The 23,231-nt window shown below is 71.6% G+C and carries 28 protein-coding genes, 1 pseudogene and 1 riboswitch; of the genes and pseudogenes, 14 read left to right on the top strand and 15 right to left on the bottom strand.

All coding sequences use genetic code 11. The features are described from left to right. Nucleotides 1-3 precede the first annotated feature (3 nt). From ACFYPM_RS28940 to ACFYPM_RS28925, 4 genes are all read left to right on the top strand, one after another. Nucleotides 4-816, top strand: a complete 813-nt coding sequence (locus tag ACFYPM_RS28940; RefSeq protein ID WP_357244508.1) for an isoprenyl transferase — start codon at nt 4-6, stop codon at nt 814-816. A 71-nt stretch (nt 817-887) separates the two neighbouring features. After that, nucleotides 888-1,073 carry a hypothetical protein gene (locus ACFYPM_RS28935; protein WP_387203479.1) on the top strand — a complete coding sequence of 62 codons (186 nt, stop codon included), beginning with the start codon at nt 888-890 and terminating at the stop codon, nt 1,071-1,073. A 330-nt stretch (nt 1,074-1,403) separates the two neighbouring features. Beyond that, nucleotides 1,404-1,631, top strand: coding sequence for a thioredoxin reductase (locus ACFYPM_RS28930; protein ID WP_387203476.1), 228 nt, complete (start codon nt 1,404-1,406; stop codon nt 1,629-1,631). Beyond that, nucleotides 1,628-2,389, top strand: coding sequence for a pirin family protein (locus tag ACFYPM_RS28925; RefSeq protein ID WP_387203473.1), 762 nt, complete (start codon nt 1,628-1,630; stop codon nt 2,387-2,389). Before ACFYPM_RS28930 ends, ACFYPM_RS28925 begins: the two co-directional genes overlap by 4 nt. Before the next feature lie 151 nt (nt 2,390-2,540). Here ACFYPM_RS28925 and gndA read toward each other — a convergent pair whose 3' ends face one another. Beyond that, on the bottom strand, nt 2,541-3,983 hold the full coding sequence (gndA, locus tag ACFYPM_RS28920) for an NADP-dependent phosphogluconate dehydrogenase (RefSeq protein WP_357572854.1): 1,443 nt from the start codon (nt 3,981-3,983) through the stop codon (nt 2,541-2,543). Nucleotides 3,984-4,169: 186 nt separating this feature from the next. Then, nucleotides 4,170-4,466 (bottom strand): thiamine-binding protein, encoded by a 297-nt coding sequence (locus ACFYPM_RS28915; protein ID WP_357077142.1) that lies wholly within the window; start codon nt 4,464-4,466, stop codon nt 4,170-4,172. Between the two features lie 291 nt (nt 4,467-4,757). Between ACFYPM_RS28915 and ACFYPM_RS28910 the strand changes: the two genes are divergently transcribed. Next, complete coding sequence (locus ACFYPM_RS28910) at nt 4,758-5,192, top strand: hypothetical protein (protein WP_387203469.1); 435 nt, start codon at nt 4,758-4,760, stop codon at nt 5,190-5,192. A gap of 278 nt (nt 5,193-5,470) precedes the next feature. Here the strand turns inward: ACFYPM_RS28910 and ACFYPM_RS28905 are convergent, their stop codons facing one another. The 3 genes from ACFYPM_RS28905 to ACFYPM_RS28895 form a co-directional block, all read right to left on the bottom strand. Beyond that, a complete protein-coding gene (locus ACFYPM_RS28905) occupies nt 5,471-6,271 on the bottom strand; it encodes an energy-coupling factor transporter transmembrane component T (protein ID WP_357077149.1) in 801 nt (266 codons plus the stop codon). Next, complete coding sequence (locus tag ACFYPM_RS28900; RefSeq protein WP_387203466.1) at nt 6,268-7,821, bottom strand: ABC transporter ATP-binding protein; 1,554 nt, start codon at nt 7,819-7,821, stop codon at nt 6,268-6,270. The genes ACFYPM_RS28905 and ACFYPM_RS28900 overlap by 4 nt, the downstream gene beginning before the upstream one ends. 108 nt (nt 7,822-7,929) lie before the next feature. Then, nucleotides 7,930-8,517, bottom strand: coding sequence for an ECF transporter S component (locus tag ACFYPM_RS28895; RefSeq protein ID WP_387203463.1), 588 nt, complete (start codon nt 8,515-8,517; stop codon nt 7,930-7,932). A gap of 75 nt (nt 8,518-8,592) precedes the next feature. Further along, nucleotides 8,593-8,697: riboswitch (TPP riboswitch) on the bottom strand. A gap of 106 nt (nt 8,698-8,803) precedes the next feature. Here ACFYPM_RS28895 and ACFYPM_RS28890 point away from each other — a divergent pair. The 5 genes from ACFYPM_RS28890 to ACFYPM_RS28870 all read left to right on the top strand — a co-directional run bounded on the left by ACFYPM_RS28890 (nt 8,804) and on the right by ACFYPM_RS28870 (nt 13,968). Next, on the top strand, nt 8,804-9,634 hold the full coding sequence (locus tag ACFYPM_RS28890; RefSeq protein ID WP_387203460.1) for an alpha/beta fold hydrolase: 831 nt from the start codon (nt 8,804-8,806) through the stop codon (nt 9,632-9,634). Between the two features lie 28 nt (nt 9,635-9,662). Then, the gene (locus tag ACFYPM_RS28885; RefSeq protein WP_387203457.1) at nt 9,663-10,469 is read left to right on the top strand and encodes an aminoglycoside N(3)-acetyltransferase; all 807 of its coding nucleotides are present in this window, start codon (nt 9,663-9,665) and stop codon (nt 10,467-10,469) included. Next, entirely contained in the window at nt 10,466-11,215 is a 750-nt protein-coding gene (locus tag ACFYPM_RS28880) for a sugar isomerase domain-containing protein (RefSeq protein ID WP_387203453.1), read from the top strand. Before ACFYPM_RS28885 ends, ACFYPM_RS28880 begins: the two co-directional genes overlap by 4 nt. Nucleotides 11,216-11,354: 139 nt before the next feature. Continuing rightward, nucleotides 11,355-11,858 carry a DUF6328 family protein gene (locus ACFYPM_RS28875; RefSeq protein WP_387203450.1) on the top strand — a complete coding sequence of 168 codons (504 nt, stop codon included), beginning with the start codon at nt 11,355-11,357 and terminating at the stop codon, nt 11,856-11,858. A 103-nt stretch (nt 11,859-11,961) separates the two neighbouring features. Further along, nucleotides 11,962-13,968 carry an acyl-CoA dehydrogenase family protein gene (locus ACFYPM_RS28870; RefSeq protein WP_387203447.1) on the top strand — a complete coding sequence of 669 codons (2,007 nt, stop codon included), beginning with the start codon at nt 11,962-11,964 and terminating at the stop codon, nt 13,966-13,968. Nucleotides 13,969-14,048: 80 nt separating this feature from the next. Here the strand turns inward: ACFYPM_RS28870 and ACFYPM_RS28865 are convergent, their stop codons facing one another. The 9 genes from ACFYPM_RS28865 to ACFYPM_RS28825 all read right to left on the bottom strand — a co-directional run bounded on the left by ACFYPM_RS28865 (nt 14,049) and on the right by ACFYPM_RS28825 (nt 19,155). Continuing rightward, nucleotides 14,049-14,216, bottom strand: a complete 168-nt coding sequence (locus tag ACFYPM_RS28865) for a hypothetical protein (protein WP_387203444.1) — start codon at nt 14,214-14,216, stop codon at nt 14,049-14,051. A 70-nt stretch (nt 14,217-14,286) separates the two neighbouring features. Next, a complete protein-coding gene (locus ACFYPM_RS28860) occupies nt 14,287-14,895 on the bottom strand; it encodes a hypothetical protein (RefSeq protein WP_387203441.1) in 609 nt (202 codons plus the stop codon). A 183-nt stretch (nt 14,896-15,078) separates the two neighbouring features. Further along, nucleotides 15,079-15,522, bottom strand: coding sequence for a GNAT family N-acetyltransferase (locus tag ACFYPM_RS28855; protein WP_387203437.1), 444 nt, complete (start codon nt 15,520-15,522; stop codon nt 15,079-15,081). Between the two features lie 13 nt (nt 15,523-15,535). Continuing rightward, nucleotides 15,536-15,934 (bottom strand): Fur family transcriptional regulator, encoded by a 399-nt coding sequence (locus ACFYPM_RS28850; protein ID WP_387203434.1) that lies wholly within the window; start codon nt 15,932-15,934, stop codon nt 15,536-15,538. Further along, entirely contained in the window at nt 15,931-16,230 is a 300-nt protein-coding gene (locus ACFYPM_RS28845) for a metalloregulator ArsR/SmtB family transcription factor (protein WP_355030824.1), read from the bottom strand. Before ACFYPM_RS28845 ends, ACFYPM_RS28850 begins: the two co-directional genes overlap by 4 nt. 37 nt (nt 16,231-16,267) lie before the next feature. Further along, a complete protein-coding gene (locus ACFYPM_RS28840) occupies nt 16,268-17,140 on the bottom strand; it encodes a metal ABC transporter permease (protein ID WP_387203430.1) in 873 nt (290 codons plus the stop codon). Nucleotides 17,141-17,143: 3 nt separating this feature from the next. After that, nucleotides 17,144-17,905, bottom strand: coding sequence for a metal ABC transporter ATP-binding protein (locus ACFYPM_RS28835; protein ID WP_387203427.1), 762 nt, complete (start codon nt 17,903-17,905; stop codon nt 17,144-17,146). Beyond that, a complete protein-coding gene (locus ACFYPM_RS28830; protein WP_387203424.1) occupies nt 17,902-18,843 on the bottom strand; it encodes a metal ABC transporter substrate-binding protein in 942 nt (313 codons plus the stop codon). Before ACFYPM_RS28830 ends, ACFYPM_RS28835 begins: the two co-directional genes overlap by 4 nt. Nucleotides 18,844-18,897: 54 nt before the next feature. Then, nucleotides 18,898-19,155, bottom strand: coding sequence for a hypothetical protein (locus tag ACFYPM_RS28825; RefSeq protein ID WP_110566727.1), 258 nt, complete (start codon nt 19,153-19,155; stop codon nt 18,898-18,900). Nucleotides 19,156-19,184: 29 nt separating this feature from the next. Here ACFYPM_RS28825 and ACFYPM_RS28820 point away from each other — a divergent pair, with 29 nt between their 5' ends. The 4 genes from ACFYPM_RS28820 to dusB all read left to right on the top strand — a co-directional run bounded on the left by ACFYPM_RS28820 (nt 19,185) and on the right by dusB (nt 22,944). Continuing rightward, the gene (locus ACFYPM_RS28820) at nt 19,185-19,532 is read left to right on the top strand and encodes an antibiotic biosynthesis monooxygenase (protein ID WP_387203420.1); all 348 of its coding nucleotides are present in this window, start codon (nt 19,185-19,187) and stop codon (nt 19,530-19,532) included. Nucleotides 19,533-19,556: 24 nt separating this feature from the next. After that, nucleotides 19,557-20,036 (top strand): hypothetical protein, encoded by a 480-nt coding sequence (locus tag ACFYPM_RS28815; RefSeq protein ID WP_357378396.1) that lies wholly within the window; start codon nt 19,557-19,559, stop codon nt 20,034-20,036. 114 nt (nt 20,037-20,150) lie between these two features. Continuing rightward, nucleotides 20,151-21,530: a glycine--tRNA ligase gene (locus ACFYPM_RS28810; RefSeq protein ID WP_088949663.1), complete on the top strand. Its 1,380-nt coding sequence runs from the start codon at nt 20,151-20,153 to the stop codon at nt 21,528-21,530. Nucleotides 21,531-21,771: 241 nt separating this feature from the next. Beyond that, the gene (gene dusB, locus ACFYPM_RS28805; RefSeq protein ID WP_387203415.1) at nt 21,772-22,944 is read left to right on the top strand and encodes a tRNA dihydrouridine synthase DusB; all 1,173 of its coding nucleotides are present in this window, start codon (nt 21,772-21,774) and stop codon (nt 22,942-22,944) included. Between the two features lie 198 nt (nt 22,945-23,142). Here the strand turns inward: dusB and ACFYPM_RS28800 are convergent. Next, nucleotides 23,143-23,231, bottom strand: a pseudogene (locus ACFYPM_RS28800) (phytochelatin synthase); the annotation flags it as partial.

Genomic DNA, 23,231 nt, shown 5'->3' with positions numbered 1-23,231 from the left:
CGAGTGATCCGATCGAAGAAGGCCGGCCGGCGCGAGCCGACGCCGCCGACACCGCACCCGTCCGGCGCCCGACCACCGGCGCTGCCCACCGAGGCGGTGCCGAAGCACGTGGCGGTGGTGATGGACGGCAACGGTCGCTGGGCCAAGGATCGGGGGCTGGCCCGCACCAAGGGCCACGAGGCCGGCGAGCACAGCCTCTTCGACACCATCGAGGGCGCGATCGAGATGGGCATCCCGTACCTGTCGGCGTACGCGTTCTCCACCGAGAACTGGCGGCGCTCGCCCGACGAGGTCCGGTTCCTGATGGGGTTCAACCGGGACGTGATCCGTCGTCGCCGTGACCAGTTGGTCGACCTCGGCGTCCGGGTGGTCTGGTCGGGTCGGGCCGGCCGGTTGTGGAAGAGCGTCATCTCCGAGTTGCAGACGGCCGAGGAGATGTCCCGGGACAACGCGACGTTGACCCTCCAGTTCTGCGTCAACTACGGCGGGCAGGCCGAGATCGGCGACGCCGCTGCCGCGATCGCCCGCGACGTGGCGGCCGGGCGACTGGATCCGGCCAAGGTCAACGAGAAGACCGTGGCGAAGTACCTCTACCACCCGGAGATCCCGGAGGTGGACCTGTTCCTGCGCCCCTCGGGGGAGGAGCGGATCTCCAACTTCATGCTCTGGCAGTCCGCGTACGCGGAGTTGGTCTTCCTGGACACGCTCTGGCCCGACTTCGACCGCCGCCACCTCTGGTATGCGTGCGAGTTGTACGCGCAGCGGGACCGCCGCTTCGGCGGGGCGCTGCCCAACCCGGTCGCCCCGGTGATCTGAGCCGACACGCTTACTCTCCGGTCGCTCCGGGTATCACAGTCGTCAGAAGCCACTGACGGAGGTGAACCCACATGATCCAGAAGCGCATTGCCCAGTGGGCGGTGATGGCGGTAGCGGTGCCCCTGGCCGCTGCCGGTGCCCGTCGGCTCAGCCACACCCTGGAGGCCCGCCGTGGTCCCTCCGGGATGACCCGGTTGCTCACCAAGGGCGCGGACCTCGCGCGTCCCCAGAAGGCCAAGCGGCGTCGCTTCTTCTGACCAACCCCCGCCCGTCCCCGGCGCCGCCCGCACCCTCCCGGTGCGGGCGGCGCCGTCCCATCCGGCCTCCGCGCGCGCCCCCGCCCACGCCCCCCCGCCCCCGCCCACACCCACACCCACACCCACACCCCCGCCCTCGCCCTCGCCGATCTTGCACTCTCTGTCGTTGGTTCATCCCGGTATGCCCGGTAATGCGGGGGCAGAAAGTGCAAGATCGCGGGGTGGGGTGGGGTGGGGTGGGGTGGGGTGGGGTCGGTCGTTTTCGGGGTGCCGCGGAATGGGGCCCGGGTAGGGTCCGAAGGTGGCGGGTCGACGGCGGTGGGGGTGGCTGTGCGGGATCTCCGATACAAGATGATCATGGCGTTGAACGCCGCGGATCTGGGTGAGCCGATGTGTGCGCAGGTGGCCGACATCTGTGCCGAGATCGCCGAGCAGCACTGCGCCGAGTTCGGTCACACACCGCAGTTGTTAACCGGTGAGATCGCCGAACTGGCCACCGGCGAGCCGGCCCTGACCTGGGCGCCCACGACCCCCGACACCGCGCGGCGTGCCTGGTGACCGCTCCCGCGCCGTCGGTAGAGGTGCGTCGCGCCGACGACCGCTTCGCCACCCGGATCTCCTGGCTGGACTCCAAGCACTCGTTCTCGTTCTCCCGGCACTACGACCCGGCCAACACTCACCATGGTCTGCTGCTCGTCAACAACGACGACGTGGTGCGCCCGGGGGCCGGCTTCGAGACCCACCCGCACCAGGACATGGAGATCATTACCTGGGTGCTGCGCGGCTCTTTGGTGCACCAGGACTCCACCGGTCACTCCGGGGTGATCTACCCGGGCCTGGCCCAGCGGATGAGCGCCGGCACCGGCATCCTGCACTCGGAGAAGAACGACGCCTGGCGACTCGACAACCAGACACCGCACACCGACCCGGTCCACTTCGTGCAGATGTGGGTGGTCCCCGACGAAGCGGGCGTCGACCCCGGCTACGAGCAACTGGAGATCGAGGACGAACTCCTGCGCGGTGGCTTGGTGCCGATCGCCTCCGGAATGGACCGCTACGACGGTGCGTCCGCGATCCGGATCCGTAACCGGTACGCGACCCTGCACGCGGCCCGTCTCACTCCCGGCGACGAGGTCACCATCCCGGACGCGCCCTACGTGCACCTGTACGTGCCGGACGGCACGGTGACGCTGGAGGGCAGCGGCCCGCTTGGCTCCGGCGACGCGGCCCGGCTCACCAGGACCGGCGGCCGGCGGGTCACCGCCGACGAACCGGCCGAGATCCTCGTCTGGGAGATGCACGCCACCATCAGTTGAGGGGTGCGCGCGCATCCGGCAACTCCCATGATCGTGCTCGAACACGGATGTAGTGGCCTCCGTGAACGACAGAGGCCACTACATCATGGATCGAGCACGATCTTGCCGTGGGCCGTGGGCCGTGGGCCGTGGGCCGTGGGCCGTGGGCCGACTACGCCGGGGACTCGGCGCGGTCGCCCGCCCACGTCGTGTGGAACGAGCCCTCGCGATCCACCCGCTGGTAGGTGTGCGCGCCGAAATTGTCCCGCAGACCCTGGATCAACGCGGCCGGCAGGCGCTCGGCGCGCAGCGCGTCGAAATACGCCAACGACGAGGAGAACGCCGGCGTCGGCACGCCGGCCCGGGTCGCGTCGGCCACCACCCGTCGCCAACTCGGCACGCCAGCGGCGACCGCCTCGGCGAAGTACGGCGCGACCAGCAGCGTCGGCAGCTCCGGCTTCTCGTCGTACGCCTCGCGGATCCGGTCCAGGAAGCGGGCCCGGATGATGCAGCCGCCCCGCCAGATCGTGGCCGTGCCGCCCAGGTCGATGTCCCAGTTGAACTCCTGGCTGCCGGCGCGGATGTGGTCGAAGCCCTGCGCGTACGCGACGATCTTGGAAGCGAGCAGCGCCCGGCGGACGTCCTCGACGAACGCGTCCCGGTCGGTGACCTGCCACTGCTCACCCGCGTCCGGGAACGCCCGCCGCGCCGCCTCCCGCTGGTCGACGTGCCCGGAGAGCGAACGGGCGAAGGTCGCCTCGGCGATCCCGGTGATCGGAATGCCCAGGTCCAGGGCGCTCTGCACGGTCCACCGGCCGGTGCCCTTCTGCTCGGCCCGGTCCTGCACGATGTCGACGAACGGGCGGCCCGTCGCCGCGTCGGTGTGCGCGAGCACATCGGCGGTGATCTCGATCAGGAACGACTCCAACTCGCCGCCGTTCCAGTCGCGGAAGATCTCCGCGATCTCCGCCGGCTTCGCGCCCAGACCAGCCCGAAGCAGGTCGTACGCCTCGGCGATGAGCTGCATGTCGGCGTACTCAATGCCGTTGTGCACCATCTTGACGAAGTGCCCGGCGCCGTCCGGCCCGACGTGGGTGCAGCACGACACGCCGTCCACCTGGGCAGCGATCTTCTCGAACATCGGCCCGAGCTTGGCGTACGACTCCGTGGAGCCGCCGGGCATGATGCTCGGCCCGAGCAGCGCGCCCTCCTCGCCACCGGAGACGCCGGTGCCACTGAAGTGCAGCCCCTGTGCGCGCAGCGCCTCCTCCCGGCGGCGGGTGTCGGCGAAGTGGGCGTTGCCGCAGTCGACGATGATGTCGCCCTCCTCCAGCAGCGGCACCAACTCGTCGATCACCGCGTCGGTGGGCGCACCCGCCTTGACCATCACGATCACCGCGCGGGGCCGCTCCAGCGATGCCACGAAGTCGGCCATCGTCTCGCCGGGCACGAACGTGCCCTCGTCACCGTGCTCGGCAACCAGGCTGCGGGTGCGTTCCGGCGACCGGTTGTGCACCGCCACCGTGAAGCCGTTGCGGGCCAGGTTGCGGGCCAGGTTGCGGCCCATCACCGCCAACCCGGTCACACCGATCTGCGCCGTCGCCTGCTCAGCCATTCGTGCCGCCACCTCTCGTCACCACTATCAGCGTTTGAAAACTTACCGTGATGTGAGCCGATATGGACCAGTGATCCACCTCCCGATTCTGCGAATAGCATGCACGTTGCGAATGGTGGCCTGGGCTCTCTGCAGTGGAGCCGGTAGGCGTGCCGGGAAACCTGTCGCCAACCCGGGCCGCGCGCGTCAGCCTTCGGCGAGGCGGGCTTCGATTCGGGCGATCTTCCCGTTGAGTGCGTCGGTGACCCCGGGTCGGACGTCGGCCTTGAGCACCACGCTCACCCGGGGCGCCTGCGCGGCGACGACGTCGACCGCCCGTTTCACCACCGCCATCACCTCGTCCCACTCGCCCTCGACGGTGGTGAACATGGCATCGGTCCGGTTGGGAAGGCCGGAGGCGCGGACCACCCGCACCGCCTCGGCGACCAGGTCGCCCACGGAGTCGTCACCGCCGAGCGGGGTGATCGAGAACGCGATAAGCATGTGCCGATCGTGTCAGTAAAATCGGATGCGCGTCCGGTCGGGCGGTGGCTAGATTGCCGACATGCGTAACTGACGCCCCACTTCCGAGCCGGCCCGCCGTCCCGCGTCGCGGTCCGTGCGCTCCCGGGCGTCCCGCATCTCCTCCCCGCCATTCGGCGGCGCTGGCACTGCCTGGCCCCGGTGAGCAGTCCCTTCTCCCTTCTACCGCCGCGCAACGGCGGTCACCAGCCGATCCGACCGACCGCCGCAGCGCGGAGCCGGCCGTGCCGGTCGGCAATGACGGAGGTCAGGATGCCTGCGAGGCGTAACCCGAAGAAGTCCCGTACCCCGAAAACGGCGGCGCTCGGCGTCGACCCGGCGGCCGGCCACGGCCCGCTCCCACCCACACTCCCCGACCTGGCCCTCGCGCCCGAACCGCCCCTGCCGCCGGTGCCGGCGGCTGTCCCGGACGCGCTGGCCCGGCCGGTGCCGGCGGCTGTCCCGGACGCGCTGGCCCGGCCGGTGCCGGCGGCTGTCCCGGACGCGCTGGCCGTTCCGGTCGATGTAGCGGTGCCGGTCGATGTGCCGGCGGTTGTCGACGTGCCGGCGGTGGGGGATCTGCCGAAGCCGACCGGGCGACCGAAGGCACCGACGGCCGGGCCGCCGCAGGGTGGCGGCAACCGCTCCGGCGGCGGACGCAGCCAGCAAGCTGGCCAGACCCGCCGCTACGCCTTCCGCCGCAGCTGATCGGGCCGCAATCGTCACCCGGCCGCACCTCACCCCGCGATCTTGCACTTTCTGTCCTCATGAAACCGGCACACCAGGACGAAATGGCGACAGAAAACGCAAGATCGGCGAGGGTGTGCGTGGGCGCCGGGTGGCGTCAGCAACATCGGGGATGTAGTGGTCTTCGTGGCCGGTGAGGCCCCTACATCCCTGATGTTGCGCGGATCTTGCCGCCGAGCCTGCGGCCTGCGGCACGCGGCGGGCTTGCCGCCGAGCCTGCGGCCGGGCCGATCGGGGGTTTAGCTGATCAGGGGGCGGAAGGTGCCTGCGATGATGCTTGTCGTGAGGGCGGCGCCGGCCAGCACTACCGCCCCGGCGATGAGGAGCGCGTCGGCGCGGGTGAAGTGCTGACGGCGGGCGACGGTTCGGGGTGTGCCGGCGTCGAAGCCACGGGCGTCCATCGCCACGGCGAGCCTGGTGCCCCGGCGGATCGCCCCGACCAGCAGCGCGAACGCGGTGGAGGCGAACAGTCGCAGCTTCGCCACCGGGTTGCGGCCCGCGTCGACGCCGCGTGCGCGTCGGGCCATGCTGATCATCTGCCACTCCTGGCCGAGCAGCGGCACCAGACGGAACGCGGCCAGTGCCCCGATGGCGAACCGGGCCGGTGCCTTCACGTTCTGGACCAACGCGTCGGCCAGGTCGGTGGGGTCGGTGGTCGCGAAGACGATCACGCCGGGCAGGGCCACCGCGAAGACCCGCAGCACCAGACCGAGGGCGGTGAGCAGCACGCCGGTGGTCACCAGGATCGGTCCCGCGTCCAGCAGGACCCGGCCAGATCGGTCGGCGGCGAAGAGCACCAGGGTGACCAGGATGCCGGCGGCGCTGAGGAGCAGCGGCCAGGCCCGCCGGGCCAGCACCCGGTAGCCGATGCCGAACAGCGGCAGCACGGCGAGTTCGAGCGCGATGGCGATGGCCGGGGCGAGGGGGTCCAGGGTGGCCAGCAGGGTGAACGAGAAGACCAGCGCGGCGGCGACCTTCGCCACCGGGTTGCGGCGGGCCAACGGCGCATCGGGCGCGGCGACCGGCTCGATGCTGATCATCGGACGTCGTCCCGGCCAGGCTGGCCCGCTGGTCGGTCAGCCCGTTCGCCTGCCGCCGGTCGGTCTGGCCGATCACGGTCTGGCCGATCACGGTCTGGCCGTTCGCCTGCCGGGTCGGCGGGGACGGCGTCGGTCGCGGCCCGGTGCAGGGTGACGGTGCGGTCGGCGAGCGCGGCCACGAAGTCCGCGTCGTGGGTGACCGCGACCACGCCGTGCCCGGCGTCGCGCCGGTCGGCGAAGAGGTCGACCAGCTCCCGCCAGGTCCGCCGGTCCTGACCGAATGTGGGTTCGTCGCAGATCAGCAGGCGGGGCGCGGTGGCCAGGGCGGTCGCCACGCTCAGCCGCCGCGCCTCACCACCGGAGAGGGTGTACGGGTTGGCGGCGGCGAGCCGGACCAGTCGCAGCCGTTCCAGCAGCCCGCTGACGGTCTCGTTGACGGCCGTCTCGGGCTGACCGGTCCGGCGTGGGCCGAGCGCCAGCTCGTCGAAGACGGTGCTGGTGACGAACTGGTGCTCCGGGTCCTGAAAGACCGACCCGATCCGGCGGGCCAGTGCGGGGGCGCGCCAGCGGTGTGGGGGAGTGCGGCGGTCCGCGCCGGCCAGCTCGACGGATGCGGTGACCCGTCCGGCGCCCGGCCGGAGCAACCCGCCGAGCAGCAGTGCCAGGGTGGACTTGCCGGCGCCGTTGGGTCCGCGTACGGCGAGTGCCTCGCCGGCGCGTACCCCCAGGTCGATGGAGTCCAGCCGGGGCGGCAGGCCGAGCCGGTCGGCGGTGAGCAACAGGTCCCCCGGCGCGGCGGTGGCCGGCCGGGGCGCGATGGGGTGACCGGGCACCCAGACCCCCTCGGCCGCCAGGGCGGCGCCGTGGGCGGCGAAGACGGCCTCGGGGGTGCCGTCCGCGCGGACCCCGCCGCCTGGCTCCAGGACGACCACCCGGTCGACGAGCGGCAGCGCCTCGGCGACCCGGTGCTCGACCAGGATCAGCGTGGTGTCGGCGTGCAGCGCGCCGGCCACCGCCTGGCGGACCAGGTCGGCCCCGGCCGGATCGAGGTTGGCGGTCGGCTCGTCGAGCAGCAGCAGCTCGGGACGCAGCGCCAGCGCGCCGGCCAGGGCGAGGCGTTGCTGCTCGCCGCCGGAGAGCGCGGCGGTGGGGCGGTCCCGGGGGTACGGAAAGCCGACGCGGTGCAGCGCCTCGTCCACCCGGGGCCAGATCTCGTCGGTCGGTACCCCGCGGTTCTCCAGCCCGAACGCGACGTCGTCGCCGCAGCGCGCCATCACCAGTTGGGTTTCCGGGTCCTGGAAGACGATGCCGACGCGTTCCCGCCCCTTGCGCGGGTCGAGCCCGTCGATCTCGACGGTGCCCTCCTGCTCGCCGGAGTCCTCCGGCAGCAGCCCCGCCAACGCGCTGAGCAGGGTGCTCTTACCGGCCCCGGAGGGCCCGAGCAGCAGAACCCGCTCCCCGGCCTCGACCCGCAGATCAACCCCGCGCAGAGCCCAGGCGCGCCGCCCAGCGTGCCGCCACCCGAACCCCCGCAGCAGTACCCCGCCCACCCAACCCCACCCCCTCCGGCCCCGGGCCGCCCTCCGCCTGTTGATCAAGAGGTTTGCGTCAGAAAATCGAGCCCCGTTGACGCAAACTTCTTGATCAACGGGACGGGGTCAGATCAGGGCTCGGTTTCGGCCCGCCGGGAAACGGTCCAGGACGCCGGTGTTGGCCAGGGCCTTCGTCAGCAGCCAGCCGCCAGCGCCAGCGATCACGGTGGCGCTGACGATGGTGAGCAGCGCGTACGGGATGCGGTAGTCGACAAGCGCGTAGGCGTCGTTCCAGACGAAGAAGTCGAACAGCGCGGCGCTGAGGCCGGTCAGCGCGCCGGCCAGCATCGCGGTCGGCAGCCGGAACGACCGGTACCGGAAGGCGGCGAACGCCAGCTCGGCGCCGATGCCCTGCACGATGCCCTGCGGGATCACCGTGCCGGCCCACTGACTGCCCAGCAGCGCGGACAGGACCGCGGCCACCGTCTCGCAGTAGAGCGCGGCGCCGGGCTTGCGGATGACCAGGCCGCCGATCACGGCCGGCATCAGCCACACGCCGTAGAGCAGCGTCTGCGCCGGCGGGAAGAATGCGAACGCACCCTCGGTGGCGCTCCAGACCAGGCCCCAGGCCCAGAAGATGACGCCGAAGGTGACCGCGATCACCGAGGCGACCACGATGTCGATGGTCCGCCAACGGTTGGTGGTGTTGTCCATGCTGGTGCTCCCAGTTCAGTAAATCGAACCAGGAGAAGACGCACGCCGCGTCCGGTGGCACCGGACGGCGGCGCGGCTGGAGGTCGACCGAACTCCCTGCGCTGGCATTACCCAGATCAGGTTCGAGGGTCTGCGGGCATGCCCGCACTCTCAGCGCTGTGCGCTCCCCTGTCGGATGTGAAGTTGTCTCGTCGACGCTAACACTGACCAGGGGTGCCGGCCCAGCAGGGCATCCGCCCCCCTCGGCGTCCAGCCGGCCGTACCGCGGCTGGGTAGGCTGACGATCATGCGGGTCGACGCGCGAGGTCTCACGTTCGAGGTAACCGCCGGCGGTCCGTCGGACGGCGTACCCGTCCTGCTGCTGCACGGCTTCCCCCAGCACAGCGGCGAGTGGGACGACGTGGTGCCCGCGCTGCACGCGGCCGGGCTGCGCACGTACGCGCTGGACCAGCGCGGTTACTCGCCCGGTGCGCGGCCGACGGCGGTGGCCGACTACCGGATCCCCGAACTCGTCGCCGACGTGGTGGCGGTGCTCGACGCCCTGGGGCTGGACGCGGTGCACCTGGTCGGCCACGACTGGGGCGCGATCGTGGCCTGGGCGGTCGCCGCCGGGCATCCTGACCGGGTCCGCACACTGACCGCGGTGTCCGTGCCGCATCCGGCCGCCATGGCGTACGCCCTGAGCAACGACGGCCAGCAGAAGGCCCGCTCGTCGTACATCACGTTGTTCCGCAAGCCGGGCACGGCGGAACGGGTGCTGCTGGCGTGGCACGCGACCGCGCTGCGCAAGATGCTCGGCGGGGTGGGTGACGCGCCCCGGGTGGACCGCTACGTTGCCCCGATGCGCGAGCCGGGGGCGCTGACCGCCGCGCTGAACTGGTACCGGGCGATGTCCCGCGCCGACCTGGCCGGTGTGGGCCCGGTCGCGGTGCCCACCACCTACGTCTGGAGTGACCGGGACGTCGCCATCGGCCACACCGCCGCCGAGGCGTGCGCCGCGAACGTCACCGGGACCTACCGCTTCGTGCGGTTGCCAGGTGTGAGTCACTGGATTCCGGACACGGCGCCGGGTCCGCTCGCCGAGGTGATCCTGGCTCGGGCCGGCGGAACGGCCTGAGCCTGTGGGCCAGCCAGAAAGGGGCGCCGTGACCACGAACGCCAGCGGGCCGGGCACCCGACGCTCGATCGCCGCGCAACTGCGCCTGCTGGGCGTACGCCCCGGGGCGACGCTGCTGGTGCACGCCGCGCTACGTCCGCTGGGGTTCGTCAGCGGCGGCCCGCACGCGGTGGTGCTCGCCCTGCGCGACGCGCTCGGCCCGGACGGCACGATCGTGGTGCCCACCCACACGCCGGACAACAGTGACCCCGCGGGGTGGCGCAACCCACCGGTGCCGGCGGACTGGTGGCCGCTGATCCGCGCCGAGATGCCGGGCTTTGACCCGGCGGTTACGCCGAGCCGGTTCATGGGCGTGCTCGCCGAGACGGTTCGCGGCTGGCCCGGCGCCCTGCGCAGCTCACATCCGCACGTGTCGTTCGTCGCGCTCGGGCCGGCCGCCGAGCAGGTGGTGGCCGGGCACGGCCTGGCCGACATGCTCGGCGAGGGTTCTCCCCTCGCCCGGCTCTACGACCTGGATGCCGAAATCCTGCTGCTCGGCGTGGACCACTCCGTGAGCACCTCGCTGCACCTGGCCGAGTACCGCCGCCCCGGTTCGCCCCGCGAGCGGGTCGGCGCCGCGGTGCGGACCGGCGACGGTGGTCGGGAGTGGATGTGGTGGCAGGACGTACGGCTCGACGCGGACGACTTCGACGCGCTGGGCACGGACCTGGAGGCCACCGGGACGGTTCGCACCGGACCGGTCGGCACCGGGACCGGCAGGTTGATGAGTCAGCGAGCGGCTGTCGACTTCGCGGTGCGCTGGCTGGACCGACACCGGACGACGGAGGACGCATGACGGTGAGTGCCGAGGCCTACCTGGCCGTGGTGACCGAGACGATCGGCCGGGTGGCCGCCAGCCAGCGGGAGGCGGTGGGGCGGGCCGCCGACCTGATCGCCGACGCCGTCCGCGCCGACGGGGTGGTGCACGCGTTCGGCACCGGGCACTCCGAGGCTCTCGCCATGGAGATCGCCGGCCGGGCCGGCGGTCTGGTGCCGACCAACCGGATCGCGCTGCGCGACCTGGTGCTGCTCGGCGGTGAACCGGCGGAGCGGCTCGGCCCGCTGCTGGAACGGGACCCGGCGGTCGCGCACCGGCTCTACGAGTTGGCGCCGGTACGGCCCACCGACGTCTTCGTGCTCGCCTCGAACTCCGGGGTCAACGGCGCGATGGTGGAGTTCGCCACGCTCGTCAAGGAACGCGGTCACGGCCTGGTGGCGATCACCTCCGCGCTGCACTCGGGCCGGATGACCTCCCGTCACCCGTCCGGGCGCAAGCTGGGCGACCTCGCCGACGTCGTGCTCGACAACGGCGCTCCGTACGGTGACGCGACGCTGCCGCTGCCCGGCGGCGGCGCGGTCGGCGCGGTCTCCTCGATCACCGCGGCGCTGCTCGCCCAGCAGGTGACCGTGGAGGTGGTGGCCCGGCTGCTGGCAGCGGGGGAGCGGCCGCCGGTCTACCTGTCGGCGAACATCCCGGACGGCGACGCGCACAACGCCGAGCTGGAGGCCCGGTACGCCGGTCGGATCCGACGCGGGTCCTGAGGCCGTACTGATAGCCGACGTGCGTCCAGAAGGTGAACAGCGAATGTCGTGAAGCTGTTTCGCGCTCACCAGGGTGGGGCATTGGCGTTGCTGCCGACGGCCGGGACCGCCGGCAGTAGCGTCGCAGCGGAGGTAGCGCGTGTCCAAGGAGACCGAGAAGCAGCGTTGGCAGCGGAATTTCGCCGACCTGTTGCAGGAGTTGCGGGTCGCACAGACGGGCGTGCAGATCCTCTTCGCCTTCCTGCTCACCCTGCCGTTCAGCAACGGGTTCACCGAGACCACGGAATTCCAGCGGGACGTCTACATCGTCGCGCTGCTCGCCGCGGCCGCCGCGACCGCGATGATCATCTCGCCGGTGGCGTTCCACCGGGCCTTGTTCCGGCAGGGGCGCAAGCCGGAGTTGGTGCGCTTCGCGCACCGGATGGCCACCGGCGGTCTCGCCTTCATGCTGATCGCGATGGTCAGCGCGGTGCTACTGATCACCGACTTCGTGCTCGACCGGCCGATCGCCTTCGTGCTCAGCGCGCTGACCGGGCTCTGGTTCCTGACGTTCTGGGCCGCCCTGCCGTTCGCCCGCCGCAGCTGGGGTGAGGACGACATCGACGACGAGGACGACGACCCGGACGAGGTCGTCGGCCGCTGATCTGACAGTTCTCCACCGAGCGCTACCCCTGGGTAACACCCGGGGGTAACGTGACGGTAGTCGCACGCGTCGAGCAGCCGCACCGAGGTTCGAGGGGGCAGCCGTGACCACGACACAGGACGGTCGACCAGCAGCGGACGGCCCCGATTCCGACACCACCCCGCAGACCGCCGGAGCCGCCGCACCGCTGCCCGCCGAGGCCGGGCAGGTCTCGGAGAAGGAGGCCCGGCGGGTCGCCGAGGCCGCTCGCGAGTCCTCCTGGGACCGGCCCAGCTTCGGCAAGGAATTGTTCCTCGGCCGCTTCCGGCTCGACCTGATCGACCCATGGCCCCGGTCCGACCCGGACGACGTGGCCCGTGCCGAGGAGTTCCTCGGACGGTTGCGCGCCTTCCTGAGCACCGAGGTGGACGGGGCGGCCATCGACCGCGACGCGTCCATTCCGGACTCGGTCTTCCACGGCCTGGCCGACCTCGGCGCGTTCGGCATGAAGATCGACCGGAAGTACGGCGGGCTCGGGCTGAGCAACCTGCACTACTGCCGGGCGCTGATGCTGGCCGGCTCGGTCAGCCCGGCCATCGGCGCGCTGCTCTCCGCACACCAGTCGATCGGAGTGCCGCAGCCGCTGAAGATGTTCGGCACCGCCGAGCAGAAGCAGCGCTTCCTGCCCCGGCTCGCCGCCGGCGAGGTGTCCGCGTTCCTGCTCACCGAACCGGACGTCGGCTCCGACCCGGCCCGGCTGGCCACCGTCGCCGAGCCGACCGAGGACGGCACCGGCTACCGGCTCAACGGGGTGAAGCTCTGGGCCACCAACGGCATCGTGGCCACCCTGCTGGTGGTGATGGCCCGGGTGCCGGCCACCGAGGGGCGGCGGGGTGGGATCACCGCGTTCGTGGTGGACGGGGACAGCACCGGCATCACCGTCGAGCGGCGCAACGAGTTCATCGGTCTGCGCGGCCTGGAAAACAGCCTCACCCGGTTCCACGACGTGTTCGTGCCCGCCGATAACGTGATCGGCGGCGAGGGCAAGGGGCTGAAAATCGCCCTGACCACGCTGAACACCGGCCGCCTGTCGCTCCCGGCGATGTGCGTGGGCGCCGGCAAGTGGGCGCTGAACGTGGCCCGGGGCTGGGCCGCCGACCGGGTCCAGTGGGGCCGTCCGGTGGGTGAGCACGAAGCGGTCGCCCAGAAGCTCTCCTTCATCGCCGCCACCACGTACGGCATGGAGACCATGCTCGACCTGTGCTGTCTGCTCGCCGACGACGACCGCAACGACATCCGGATCGAGGCCGCGCTGGTCAAGCTGTACGCCAGCGAGATGGCCTGGAAGATCGCCGACGAACTGGTCCAGATCCGGGGCGGGCGCGGCTACGAGACGGCCGACTCGCTGGCCGCCCGCGGTGAACGCCCGGCCAACGTCGAGCAGGTGCTCCGCGACCTGCGCATCAACCGGATCTTCGAGGGCTCCACGGAGATCATGCACCTGCTGATCGCGCGGGAGGCGGTCGACGCCCACCTGTCGGTGGCCGGCGACATCATCGACCCGGACGCGGGCCTGGGCCGCAAGGCGCGCGCCGGCGCCCGAGCCGGTGCCTTCTACGCGAGGTGGCTGCCCACGCTCGCCGTGGGCCGGGGGCAGAGCCCCTCGGCGTACGCCGAGTTCGGGCCGCTCGCCCCGCACCTGCGGCAGGTGGAGCGGTCGTCGCGCAAGCTGGCCCGTTCGACGTTCTACGCGATGTCCCGCTGGCAGGGAAAGATGGAACGTAAGCAGGCGTTCCTCGGCCGCGTGGTGGACATCGGCGCCGAGTTGTTCGCGATGTCCGCGGTCTGTGTCCGGGCACAGTCCGAGCGGGCCAGCCGCCCGGAAAACATCGAGCTGGCCGACCTGTTCTGCCGGCAGGCGCGGGTGCGGGTGGACGCCCTGTTCTCGGCCCTCTGGGACAACACCGACTCGGTCGACACCGCCGCCGCGAAGCGGATCCTCGCCGGCCGCTACGCGGGCCTGGAGGAGGGCGTGCTCACCCCGTCCGACGAGCTGCCCTGGGTGGCCGGCTGGTCGCCCGGCCCGTCCACCGCCGAGGACGTCCGCCGCCGCATCCCGCCGAGGCCGTGACCGGGCCGCCCGGCGTCCTGCCGTGCGGTGACCGGGCCGCCCGGCGTCCTGCCGGGTCGGTGCGGTGGTGACGGTGCGGGTCAGCTGGCGATCGCCCAGGCCAGCACCGCCGCCAGGATCAGTCCGTTGAGCGCCGCCAGACCCAGGTAGGCCGCGGGCGGGATCTTCTTGCCCCGGCGGACGAAGGAGACCAGGACGGCGGCGTAGCCGAGCAGCAGGACAGCGATGACGACCAGGAAGTAGAACACCCGAAGACCCTAACGGTCCCCGGCACGCGAACCGCGACGGCGCGGTGGTTGCCGGCACCCGTGGTCGGCGTCAGCGGCTCCGGCCGCGCAGGCCGAGGTGGCGCAGCTCCAGCGCGGCCAGCGCGTCGACCGTCGCGTCGTCGCCGCGCCGCCACGCCTCGGCCACGTCGGGGCCGACCTGGGTCAGCCGGTCCAGCGGCTGGGTGGCCAAGGCACGCAGGGCGAGCAGGTCCCGGCCCGCCGGCCCGGCGGCCAGCTTCGCGGCCGACCCGGCCCGACGCATCCAGCGCAGCCGCAGCGGCAGCCAGCCGAACAGCACCAGGCCGAGCGGGAAGATCAGCACCGCGATGGTGAGGGCGAGGGCGAGCTGGTCGACCAGCTGCTGCTGGTCCCGGCCGGCGTCGGCGAGCCCCCGGGCAGCGTCGGCGGCCCGCTGGAAGGGCGCGGTCAGCTCGTCACCGACCAGCGGCACCCGGCGAACCTTGCCGCCGGCGTCGGCGAGGTTGTCGGCGAGGCCACCGCCGGCACCCTCCAATTTCTGCCCCGGCACGGCGAGCTTCTGCACCAGGTCGTGCAGCCACAGCGCGCCGCGGACCGCCGCGTACACCCAGGCGACGACGAGCAGGTCGGTGAGCAACTGACGGGCGGCGGTCGGGAACCGATCGGCATAGATCTTCACGCCGGACAGCGTGACACGAACGACGACGCCCCGGCACCCGTCGATCGGTGGCCGGGTGACACCGCCGGCAGGGCGACAGCCGACGGTGTCGCGGGCGAGCAGGGCTGCGCGAGCCGGGCCGGGGGGGCACCGACTACGCCACGGCGACCGACGCGGCGGTGACCGTGGCGCACGAGCCGGGCGTCAGGCGAGCCGCAGGTCCACGAACGCGATGGTGTCGCCCGGCAGGACGTACCGTTCGATCTCGACGAAGCCGTGGTGGCGGGCGAAGCGGAGCCCGTCGTCGTTGGTTGCCAGGACGACGGTGTGGACGACCTGGGCGCCGAGTTCCCGGGCCTTGGCCAGCCCGCGCCGGTAGATCTGCGCCCCGAAGCCCCGGCGACGCTTCTCGGGCAGCACTCGCGCGATCACGGTCGCCGGCTCGGATGTCGGAGGTCGCACCGTCGAGCAGCCCACCGGCACCCCGTCGAGAAACGCGACCTCCAGGATGTTCCGCTGCGCGCGGACGGCAACCTCGTCGGCCGACAGCGGAGCGGTGGGGATGATCAGATTGTGGATGTGTTGCCAGTCGAGCGCTGTCGCTTCACTACCCGCTGCCTGGACCCGCACGAATCGAAGATCTGTCACGCGGACAGATTAGTCAGCGGACGCAGGTGGGGCAGGTGCCGAAGATTTCCAGGGTGTGGCTGACGTCGGCGTAACCGTGCTGCGCGGCGACCCGGTCGGCCCAGCTCTCCACCGCTGGGCCGGCCACCTCCACCGTGTTGCCGCAGACCCGGCAGACCAGGTGGTGGTGGTGCCCCTCGCTGCACCGGCGGTAGAGGTGCTCGCCGCCCGGTGGCCGCATCACGTCGATCTCACCGGCGTCGGCCAGCCCCTGCAGGGTGCGGTAGACGGTGGTCAGGCCGACCCGCTCGCCGCGCTGCCGCAGCATCGCGTGCAGGTCCTGGGCGCTGTGAAAGCCCTCCGTCTCGCCCAGCAGCGCGCTCACCGCCGAACGCTGCCGGGTGTTGCGCACCGCGGCGCCCTGCTCGCTCATGATCCCTCCCCGGCGTGGCTGACCGCGTCGGCCACGATGTGCGCGACGTGCTCGTCGACCAGGCTGTAGGCGATCTCCCGACCTCGGCGGGAACCCCGCACCACCCCCGCGCCGCGGAGCACCCGCAGATGCTGGGAGACCAGTGGTTGCGCGGCGCCGAGTTTGTCCACCAGCTCGTGCACGCACCGCTCACCGCTGGCCAGTTCGCTGACGATGGCCAACCGGATCGGCGCCGACAGGGCGCGGAGCAACTCGCTGGCCCCGTCGAAGCCCTCGTAGCCCGTCGCGCTGGTCATCCCGTAACGATAACCAATACCAGCGGCATCACTCCGGTCAGGATCGGCCCAGTACGACCTCGGATGGTTCCGCTGTTGGCGCGGGGGCCGGCGTCGACCGTCGGCGCAGCGTCCGCCAGACCCCACCGGCGACGGCGACCACCAGGAAGGAGGCGATCGCCACCAGCACCACCGAGGCGCCCGGCGCGGTGTCCGCCGTGGCCGCCACCCAGACACCGGAGCCGGCGGCGAAGAGCCCGAGTGCCATCGCGGCCGTCATGGTGCTGCGGAAACCCCGGGTGACCTGCTGGGCGGTGGCGACCGGCACCACCATCAGCGCGCTGATCAGCAGCACCCCGACCGCCCGCATCGCGATGGTCACCGTGACCGCGGTGGAGACCGCGATCAGCAGGTTCAGCGTGCGTACCGGCAGGCCGGAGACCCGGGCGTACTCCTCGTCGTGGCTGACCGCGAAGAGCGCCGGGCGTAGCGCGATCATCGTGACCAGGATCGCCGCGCCGAGCACCGCGATGGTGATCACGTCGGCGAGGGAGGTGGTGATCAGTGACCCGAACAGGTAGGCGTTGAGGTTCGCGCTGGTCGCGTCGGAGAGGCCCACCAGCAGTACGCCGCCCGCGATGCCGCCGTAGAAGAGCAGGGCCAGGGCCAGGTCACCGGAGGTACGCCCCCGGGCACGGACCACCTCGATGGCGATCGCGCCCGCGGTGGCGACGAGCACGGCGACCAGCACCGGCGAGCGGTTGAGCAGCAGTCCGGCCCCGACGCCGGTCAGCGCGACGTGCCCGACACCGTCACCGATCAACGCCAGTCGGCGCTGCACCAGGTAGATGCCGAGCGCCGGCGCGGCCAGGCCGATCACCAGCGCGCCGATCAGGGCATGCTGCATGTAGGAGTACTGGAAGAGTCCCATGGGTCAGTTGCTCCACAGCCCGGCGGGCTCGTCGTAGCAGTGCGGGTGCACGTGGTCGTGGTCGGGCTCCGCGTGGTGGCCAGCCGGGTCCGGCACCGCGCCGTCGTGGGCGATGCGACCCTCGTGGACGACGACAGCCCGGCTGATCACCGGTCGCAGTGGGCCCAACTCGTGCGCGACGAGCAGCACCGTCCCGCCGTCGGAGACGAAGTCACGTAGTGCGCTGGCGAACGCCTCCTGGCTGGCCGCGTCCACTCCCGCGGTGGGCTCGTCGAGGACCAGCAGCTCCGGTTGGCCGGCCAGCGCGCGGGCGATCAGAGTGCGCTGCTGTTGGCCACCGGAGAGCGTGGCCACCGGGTCGCCGGCCCGGTCGGCGAGCCCGACCGCGAGCAGCGCGGCGTCGACGGCGGCGCGGTCGGCTCGACCCGGCGGGCGGAGCACGCCCCGGCGGGCCAGCCGTCCGGAGGCCACCACCTCACGGACGGTGGCCGGTACGCCGCCGCCGGCGCCCAGGCGCTGCGGAACGTACCCGATCCGCTCCCACTGCCGGAACCGGCGCAACGGCCTCTCGAAGAGGCTGACCGAGCCGGCGCTGACCGGCACCAGCCCGAGCACGGCGCGGATCAGGGTGGACTTGCCGGAGCCGTTGGCCCCGAGCACGGCGACCACCTCACCGGCGGTGACGCTGAGGGAGATGTCCCGGAGCACCGGCCGGCCGTCGTAGCCGACCACCCCGTGCTCGACGGTGATGACAGGTGTGGTCACGAGCAGCCCAAGGCCGTCTGCAGGGTCCGCAGGTTGGTGCGCATCACCGAAAGGTAGTCCCCGTCGCTGCCGGCGGCGAGCCCTTCGATCGGGTCCAACACGGCGGTCTTCGCGCCGACCTGACCGGCGATGGTCTCGGCGACCTTCGGGCTGACCAGGGTCTCGAAGAAGATCGTGGTGGCCTGGTGCTCCTTCGCCTCCTCGATCACGTGCGCCAGCCGCTGGGGCGAGGGCTCGACGTCGGGGCTCAGCCCGGTGATGCCGACCTGGTCGAGCTGGTAGCGGTCGGCGAGGTAGCCGAATGCGGCGTGGCTGGTCACGATCTCCCGCCGTTGGCAGCTGGCCAGGCCCTGCCGGAACTCGCCGTCCAGGGCCGTCAGGTCGGCGCGCAGCGCCGCCGCGCGGGCGGTGTAGTCGGCGGCGTGGTCCGCGTCGGCCCTGCCGAGCCGCTGGGCGAGCTGGTCACCGATGCCGGCCAGCCGGGTCGGGTCGAGCCAGACGTGCGGGTCCTTGCCGCCGCTGTCCTCGGTGTGCCCCTCCTCGCCCTCGTGGTCGTGCCCGCCGGCGGTCGCGTCCAGCAGCGGCTGCACGCTTGTCACGTCGAACGCCCGGTCGCCACCGTTCTGCGCGACGGCATCGTCCACCGCCGGCTGGAAACCCTTCAGGTAGACGATCAGCTCAGCCTCGCTGACCTGGCCGACCTGGCTGGGGTTGAGTTCCAGGTCGTGCGGCTCGGCGCCCGGCTTGGCCAGGTTGGTCACCCGGACCGCGTCGCCACCGACGCGCTCCGCGATGAACTGGAGGGGGTAGAACGCGGCCACCACGTCGACCCGTTGGGGGTCGGCGTCAGCGCCTCCGGTGGAGCAGCCGGCCCCGGCGCCCAGGGCGAGGAGGGCGGTCGCGGCGGCCAGGACACGGGACGTGGTGCGGTTGCTCATGTCGTCAACTGTCCGTGGCAACGATAATGATTGTCAAAAACGCATGATTGCATGTCAGAGCAGCTTCGCGAGGCCCACCGTCACCAGCAGGGTCAGCATCACCAGTCGAAGCAGCCGGGTCTGCGGCGCCTGAACCGCCCAGGTCGTCGCCAACAGGGCGATCAGGACAGCGGCGAGCGCGAGCGTCAGTAGCCCGCCGATCACCCCGGGCGTGAAGAACGCCACCAGCACCACCACCAGGGTGAGCAGGAACACCGACGTCGGGTTGGCCCCGGCCAACCGGGCCAACAGAGGGCGCTGCGTACGCTGCATCCCACAGACTCTACGAGGAGGGACACCCGTTGCTGGTGACCAACCGGTTCGTGGTCGACGTCGACGTCGATGTCGCCGACGACTTCACCGAACGGGCGCACGCCGCCCTCACCGCACTGGCCGCCCGACCCGGCTACCTGCGCGGTCAACTCCTCCGGGCGCTCGACGACCCCCGGTACTGGTCGCTGGTCACCGAATGGGAGTCGGTCGGCACCTACCGCCGGGCACTGGGCGCCTTCGAGGTCAAGGTCAGCGCCGTGCCGCTGCTCGCCGAGTCGGTCGACGAGCCCTCCGCGTACGAGGCGCTGGCCACCGCTGCCCCCGGCGGGGCAGTTTCCGTCGCCGAGAGTGATCGGGCTGCGGGTCCTTACCGCTGAGGCGCCGGACACTACGCTGCTCCTATGACCGCACCCGCCCCGCCACCCGGTCCCGGGGTGGCTCCGCCGTTCGCCGCGCCGCCCACCGAGGGCCGTCGGACTCGGCTCTGGATCGGCCTCGGCGTCGGCGCGCTCGCCGTGTTGCTCTGCTGTGGCGGGGGTGGCAGCGCCGTCATCGGCCTGGCCGTCACCGGCGTGCAGGCGATCGGGGAACAGGCCCGCACCGTGACCGGCGCCTACTACCAGGCGCTCGTCGAGCGGGACTACGGGCGGGCGTACGAGCAGCTCTGCGACGACGCGCAGCGGCGCGAGTCCCGGCCCGAGTTCGAACGGCGAGCCGCCGCCGAACCGCAGGTCACCGCGTTCCGGCTCGGTGAGGTCGACACCATCAACCTGACCGTGCCGGTGGACGTGAGCCTCTCCGGCGGCGACCGGGAGCAGCAGCAGGTCAGCCTCGGCCGGGACGGGCAGACCGGCGGCGTGGAGGTCTGCGGGGTCAGCTGACCCGCCACCGGTATTCTGCTGGGCTCAGGGCGACGGTGGTCGTACCGTTGTCCCGAACCGACCGATCCATCCACATCTCGCCCCCGCCGACCGCCAGCCGGCGTAGGAGGAAACATGCCAGCCGACCGTATCGACGCCGTCGTCAGCCTCGCCAAGCGCCGAGGCTTCGTCTTCCCCTCCAGTGAGATCTACGGGGGCACCCGATCGGCGTGGGACTACGGCCCGCTCGGCGTGGAGCTCAAGGAGAACGTCCGCCGGCAGTGGTGGAAGACCATGGTCCAGCAGCGGGACGACGTGGTCGGCCTCGACTCCGCCGTGATCCTTTCCCGCAAGGTGTGGGAGGCGTCCGGCCACATCGCCGAGTTCGTCGACCCGCTCACCGAGTGCCAGTTCTGCCACAAGCGGTTCCGGGCGGACCACCTGGAGGAGGCGTACGCGGAGAAGCACGGCAAGCCGCTGACCTCGCTTGCCGAGCTGAACTGCCCCAACTGCGGCAACAAGGGCACCTTCACCGAGCCGAAGATGTTCAACGGCCTGATGAAGACCTACCTGGGTCCGGTGGAGAGCGACGAGGGTCTGCACTACCTGCGCCCGGAGACCGCGCAGGGCATCTTCGTCAACTACAAGAATGTCGAGACGGTCGCCCGTAAGAAGCCGCCGTTCGGCATCGCCCAGACCGGTAAGTCGTTCCGCAACGAGATCACCCCGGGCAACTTCATCTTCCGGACCCGTGAGTTCGAGCAGATGGAGATGGAGTTCTTCGTCGAGCCGGGTACCGACGAGCAGTGGCACGAGTACTGGCTCCAGGAGCGCTGGAACTGGTACCTCGATCTCGGCCTGTCGGCGGACAATCTGCGCCTCTTCGAGCACCCCGCCGAGAAGCTCTCGCACTACTCGAAGCGGACGGTGGACATCGAGTACCGCTTCCAGTTCGGCGGCACCGAGTTCGCCGAGTTGGAGGGTGTCGCCAACCGCACCGACTTCGACCTCTCCACGCACAGCAAGCACTCCGGCGTCGACCTGTCGTACTTCGACCAGACCAAGAGTGAGCGCTGGATGCCGTACGTCATCGAGCCGGCCGCGGGTCTGACCCGGGCGGTGCTCGCCTTCCTGCTGGAGGCGTACGACGAGGACGAGGCGCCCAACACCAAGGGTGGCGTGGACAAGCGCACGGTGATGCGGTTCGACCCACGGCTGGCGCCGGTCAAGGTGGCGGTGCTGCCGCTGTCGCGCAACGAGGCGCTGTCGCCCAAGGCGAAGGACCTCGCCACGCTGCTGCGCAAGCGCTGGGTGGTCGAGTTCGACGACTCGCAGGCGATCGGCCGCCGCTACCGCCGGCAGGACGAGATCGGCACCCCGTTCTGCGTGACCGTCGACTTCGACACGCTCGACGACAACGCCGTGACGGTGCGCAACCGGGACACCATGGCCCAGGAGCGGGTCTCGCTGGACCAGGTCGAGCGCTACCTGATCGAACGCCTCCCCGGCTGCTGATGTCCCCCGAAAAGCCCCTCCCCGACCGCGGCCGGGGAGGGGCTTTCTGGAGTCTGACCAGGGGTGCGACCCGAACCGGACCGTCGGCGACTCGCGCGCCGACCAAATTGAGTCAATGCCCATCTTTCGATATTTTGAGTCTCGATCGGGAGAGGGTGGGTCGACACGGTCGTCCCGCGGCGGTCCCGGGCGCCGCCCTGCGGCAGGCAAAGGGGGAGGAACCCCTCCGTATACTTGCGGGGTGAGTGATGTCGCGGTGGCGCCCGGACGCCCGTTAACCCTCGGTGGCTACCAGGTGTGGCCGCCGGTGGTGCTGGCGCCGATGGCCGGGATCACAAACGTCGGCTTCCGCCGGCTCTGCCGGGAGCAGGGCGGCGGCATCTACGTCTGCGAGATGATCACTACGCGGGCGCTTGTCGAGCGGAACCCGAAGACCCTGCACATGATCGCGTTCGGCGACGACGAGAAGCCGCGCAGCCTCCAGCTCTACGGCACCGATCCGGAGATCACCGCCGCGGCGGTCCGGATCATCGTGGAACGCGACCTGGCCGACCACATCGACCTCAACTTCGGCTGCCCCGTACCCAAGGTCACCCGGCGTGGTGGCGGCGCGGCGCTGCCGTGGCGGCGCCGGCTCTTCGCCCGGCTGGTGCGGGCCGCGGTGGACGCCGCGGCACCGGCCGGGGTGCCGGTCACCGTCAAGATGCGCAAGGGCATCGACGACGACCACCTGACGTACGTCGAAGCCGGGCTCGCCGCCCAGGAGGCCGGCGTGGCCGCGGTGGCCCTGCACGGGCGGACGGCCGCGCAGCGCTACTCGGGCACCGCCGACTGGGACGCGATCGCCACGTTGAAGCAGGCCCTCGACGTGCCGGTGCTCGGCAACGGCGACATCTGGGAGGCCGACGACGCGCTGCGGATGGTCGCGCACACCGGCGTCGACGGCGTGGTCGTCGGGCGTGGCTGCCTGGGGCGCCCGTGGCTGTTCGCCGACCTGGAGGCCGCCTTCAACGGCCGGCCGGAGCGGCGACTGCCCACCCTCGGGGAGGTGTCGCTGACCATGCGTCGGCACGCCGAGCTGCTGGTCGACCAGTTCGTGGCCGCCGCCCGCAACCCGACCCGGGGTGAACGGGACGGCTGCGCCGATTTCCGCAAGCACGTCGCCTGGTACCTCAAGGGCTTCCCGGTCGGCGGCGAACTGCGCCGCTCACTGGCGATGATCGAAAGCCTGGCTCAGCTCGACGACCTGCTCGGCAAACTCGACCCGACGGAGCCGTTCCCGGTGACCGCCCTGGGCCAGCCCCGTGGGCGCACCAACTCGCCGGGCAAGGTCTTCCTGCCGGACGGTTGGCTGGCCAGCCGGGACGACGACGCCGTCCCCGAGGGTGCCGAAATGGACGACTCCGGCGGCTGAGCGCCCCGGCCGCACAGATCTTGGATACCCCGTTAGCCGCTAATGGGGTGTCCAAGATCTGCTCACTCCACGGTAGGTGGGTGAGCAACCGGGCGACCTGGCGCGGGGGTGGGACGCGCTTCGGGCCGGGCTCGTGGATCAGGCCGAAAGGGCCGGTCCCCGTGGTGGGGTCCGGCCCTTCGGCGTGCGGGTTGTGGGTCAGCTGGTGGCGTAGCCGCGGGTGGCGATCCAGTCGGCGAGGTGTTCGATGCTGATCTGGTAGGCGGCTTGGTTGGGGTCGGCGGAGT

Source organism: Micromonospora sp. NPDC005203, assembly GCF_042872705.1.
Lineage (GTDB): Bacteria > Actinomycetota > Actinomycetes > Mycobacteriales > Micromonosporaceae > Micromonospora.
Note: the sequence above shows the minus strand (reverse complement) of the source record. Positions and strands in the feature narration are given on the sequence as shown.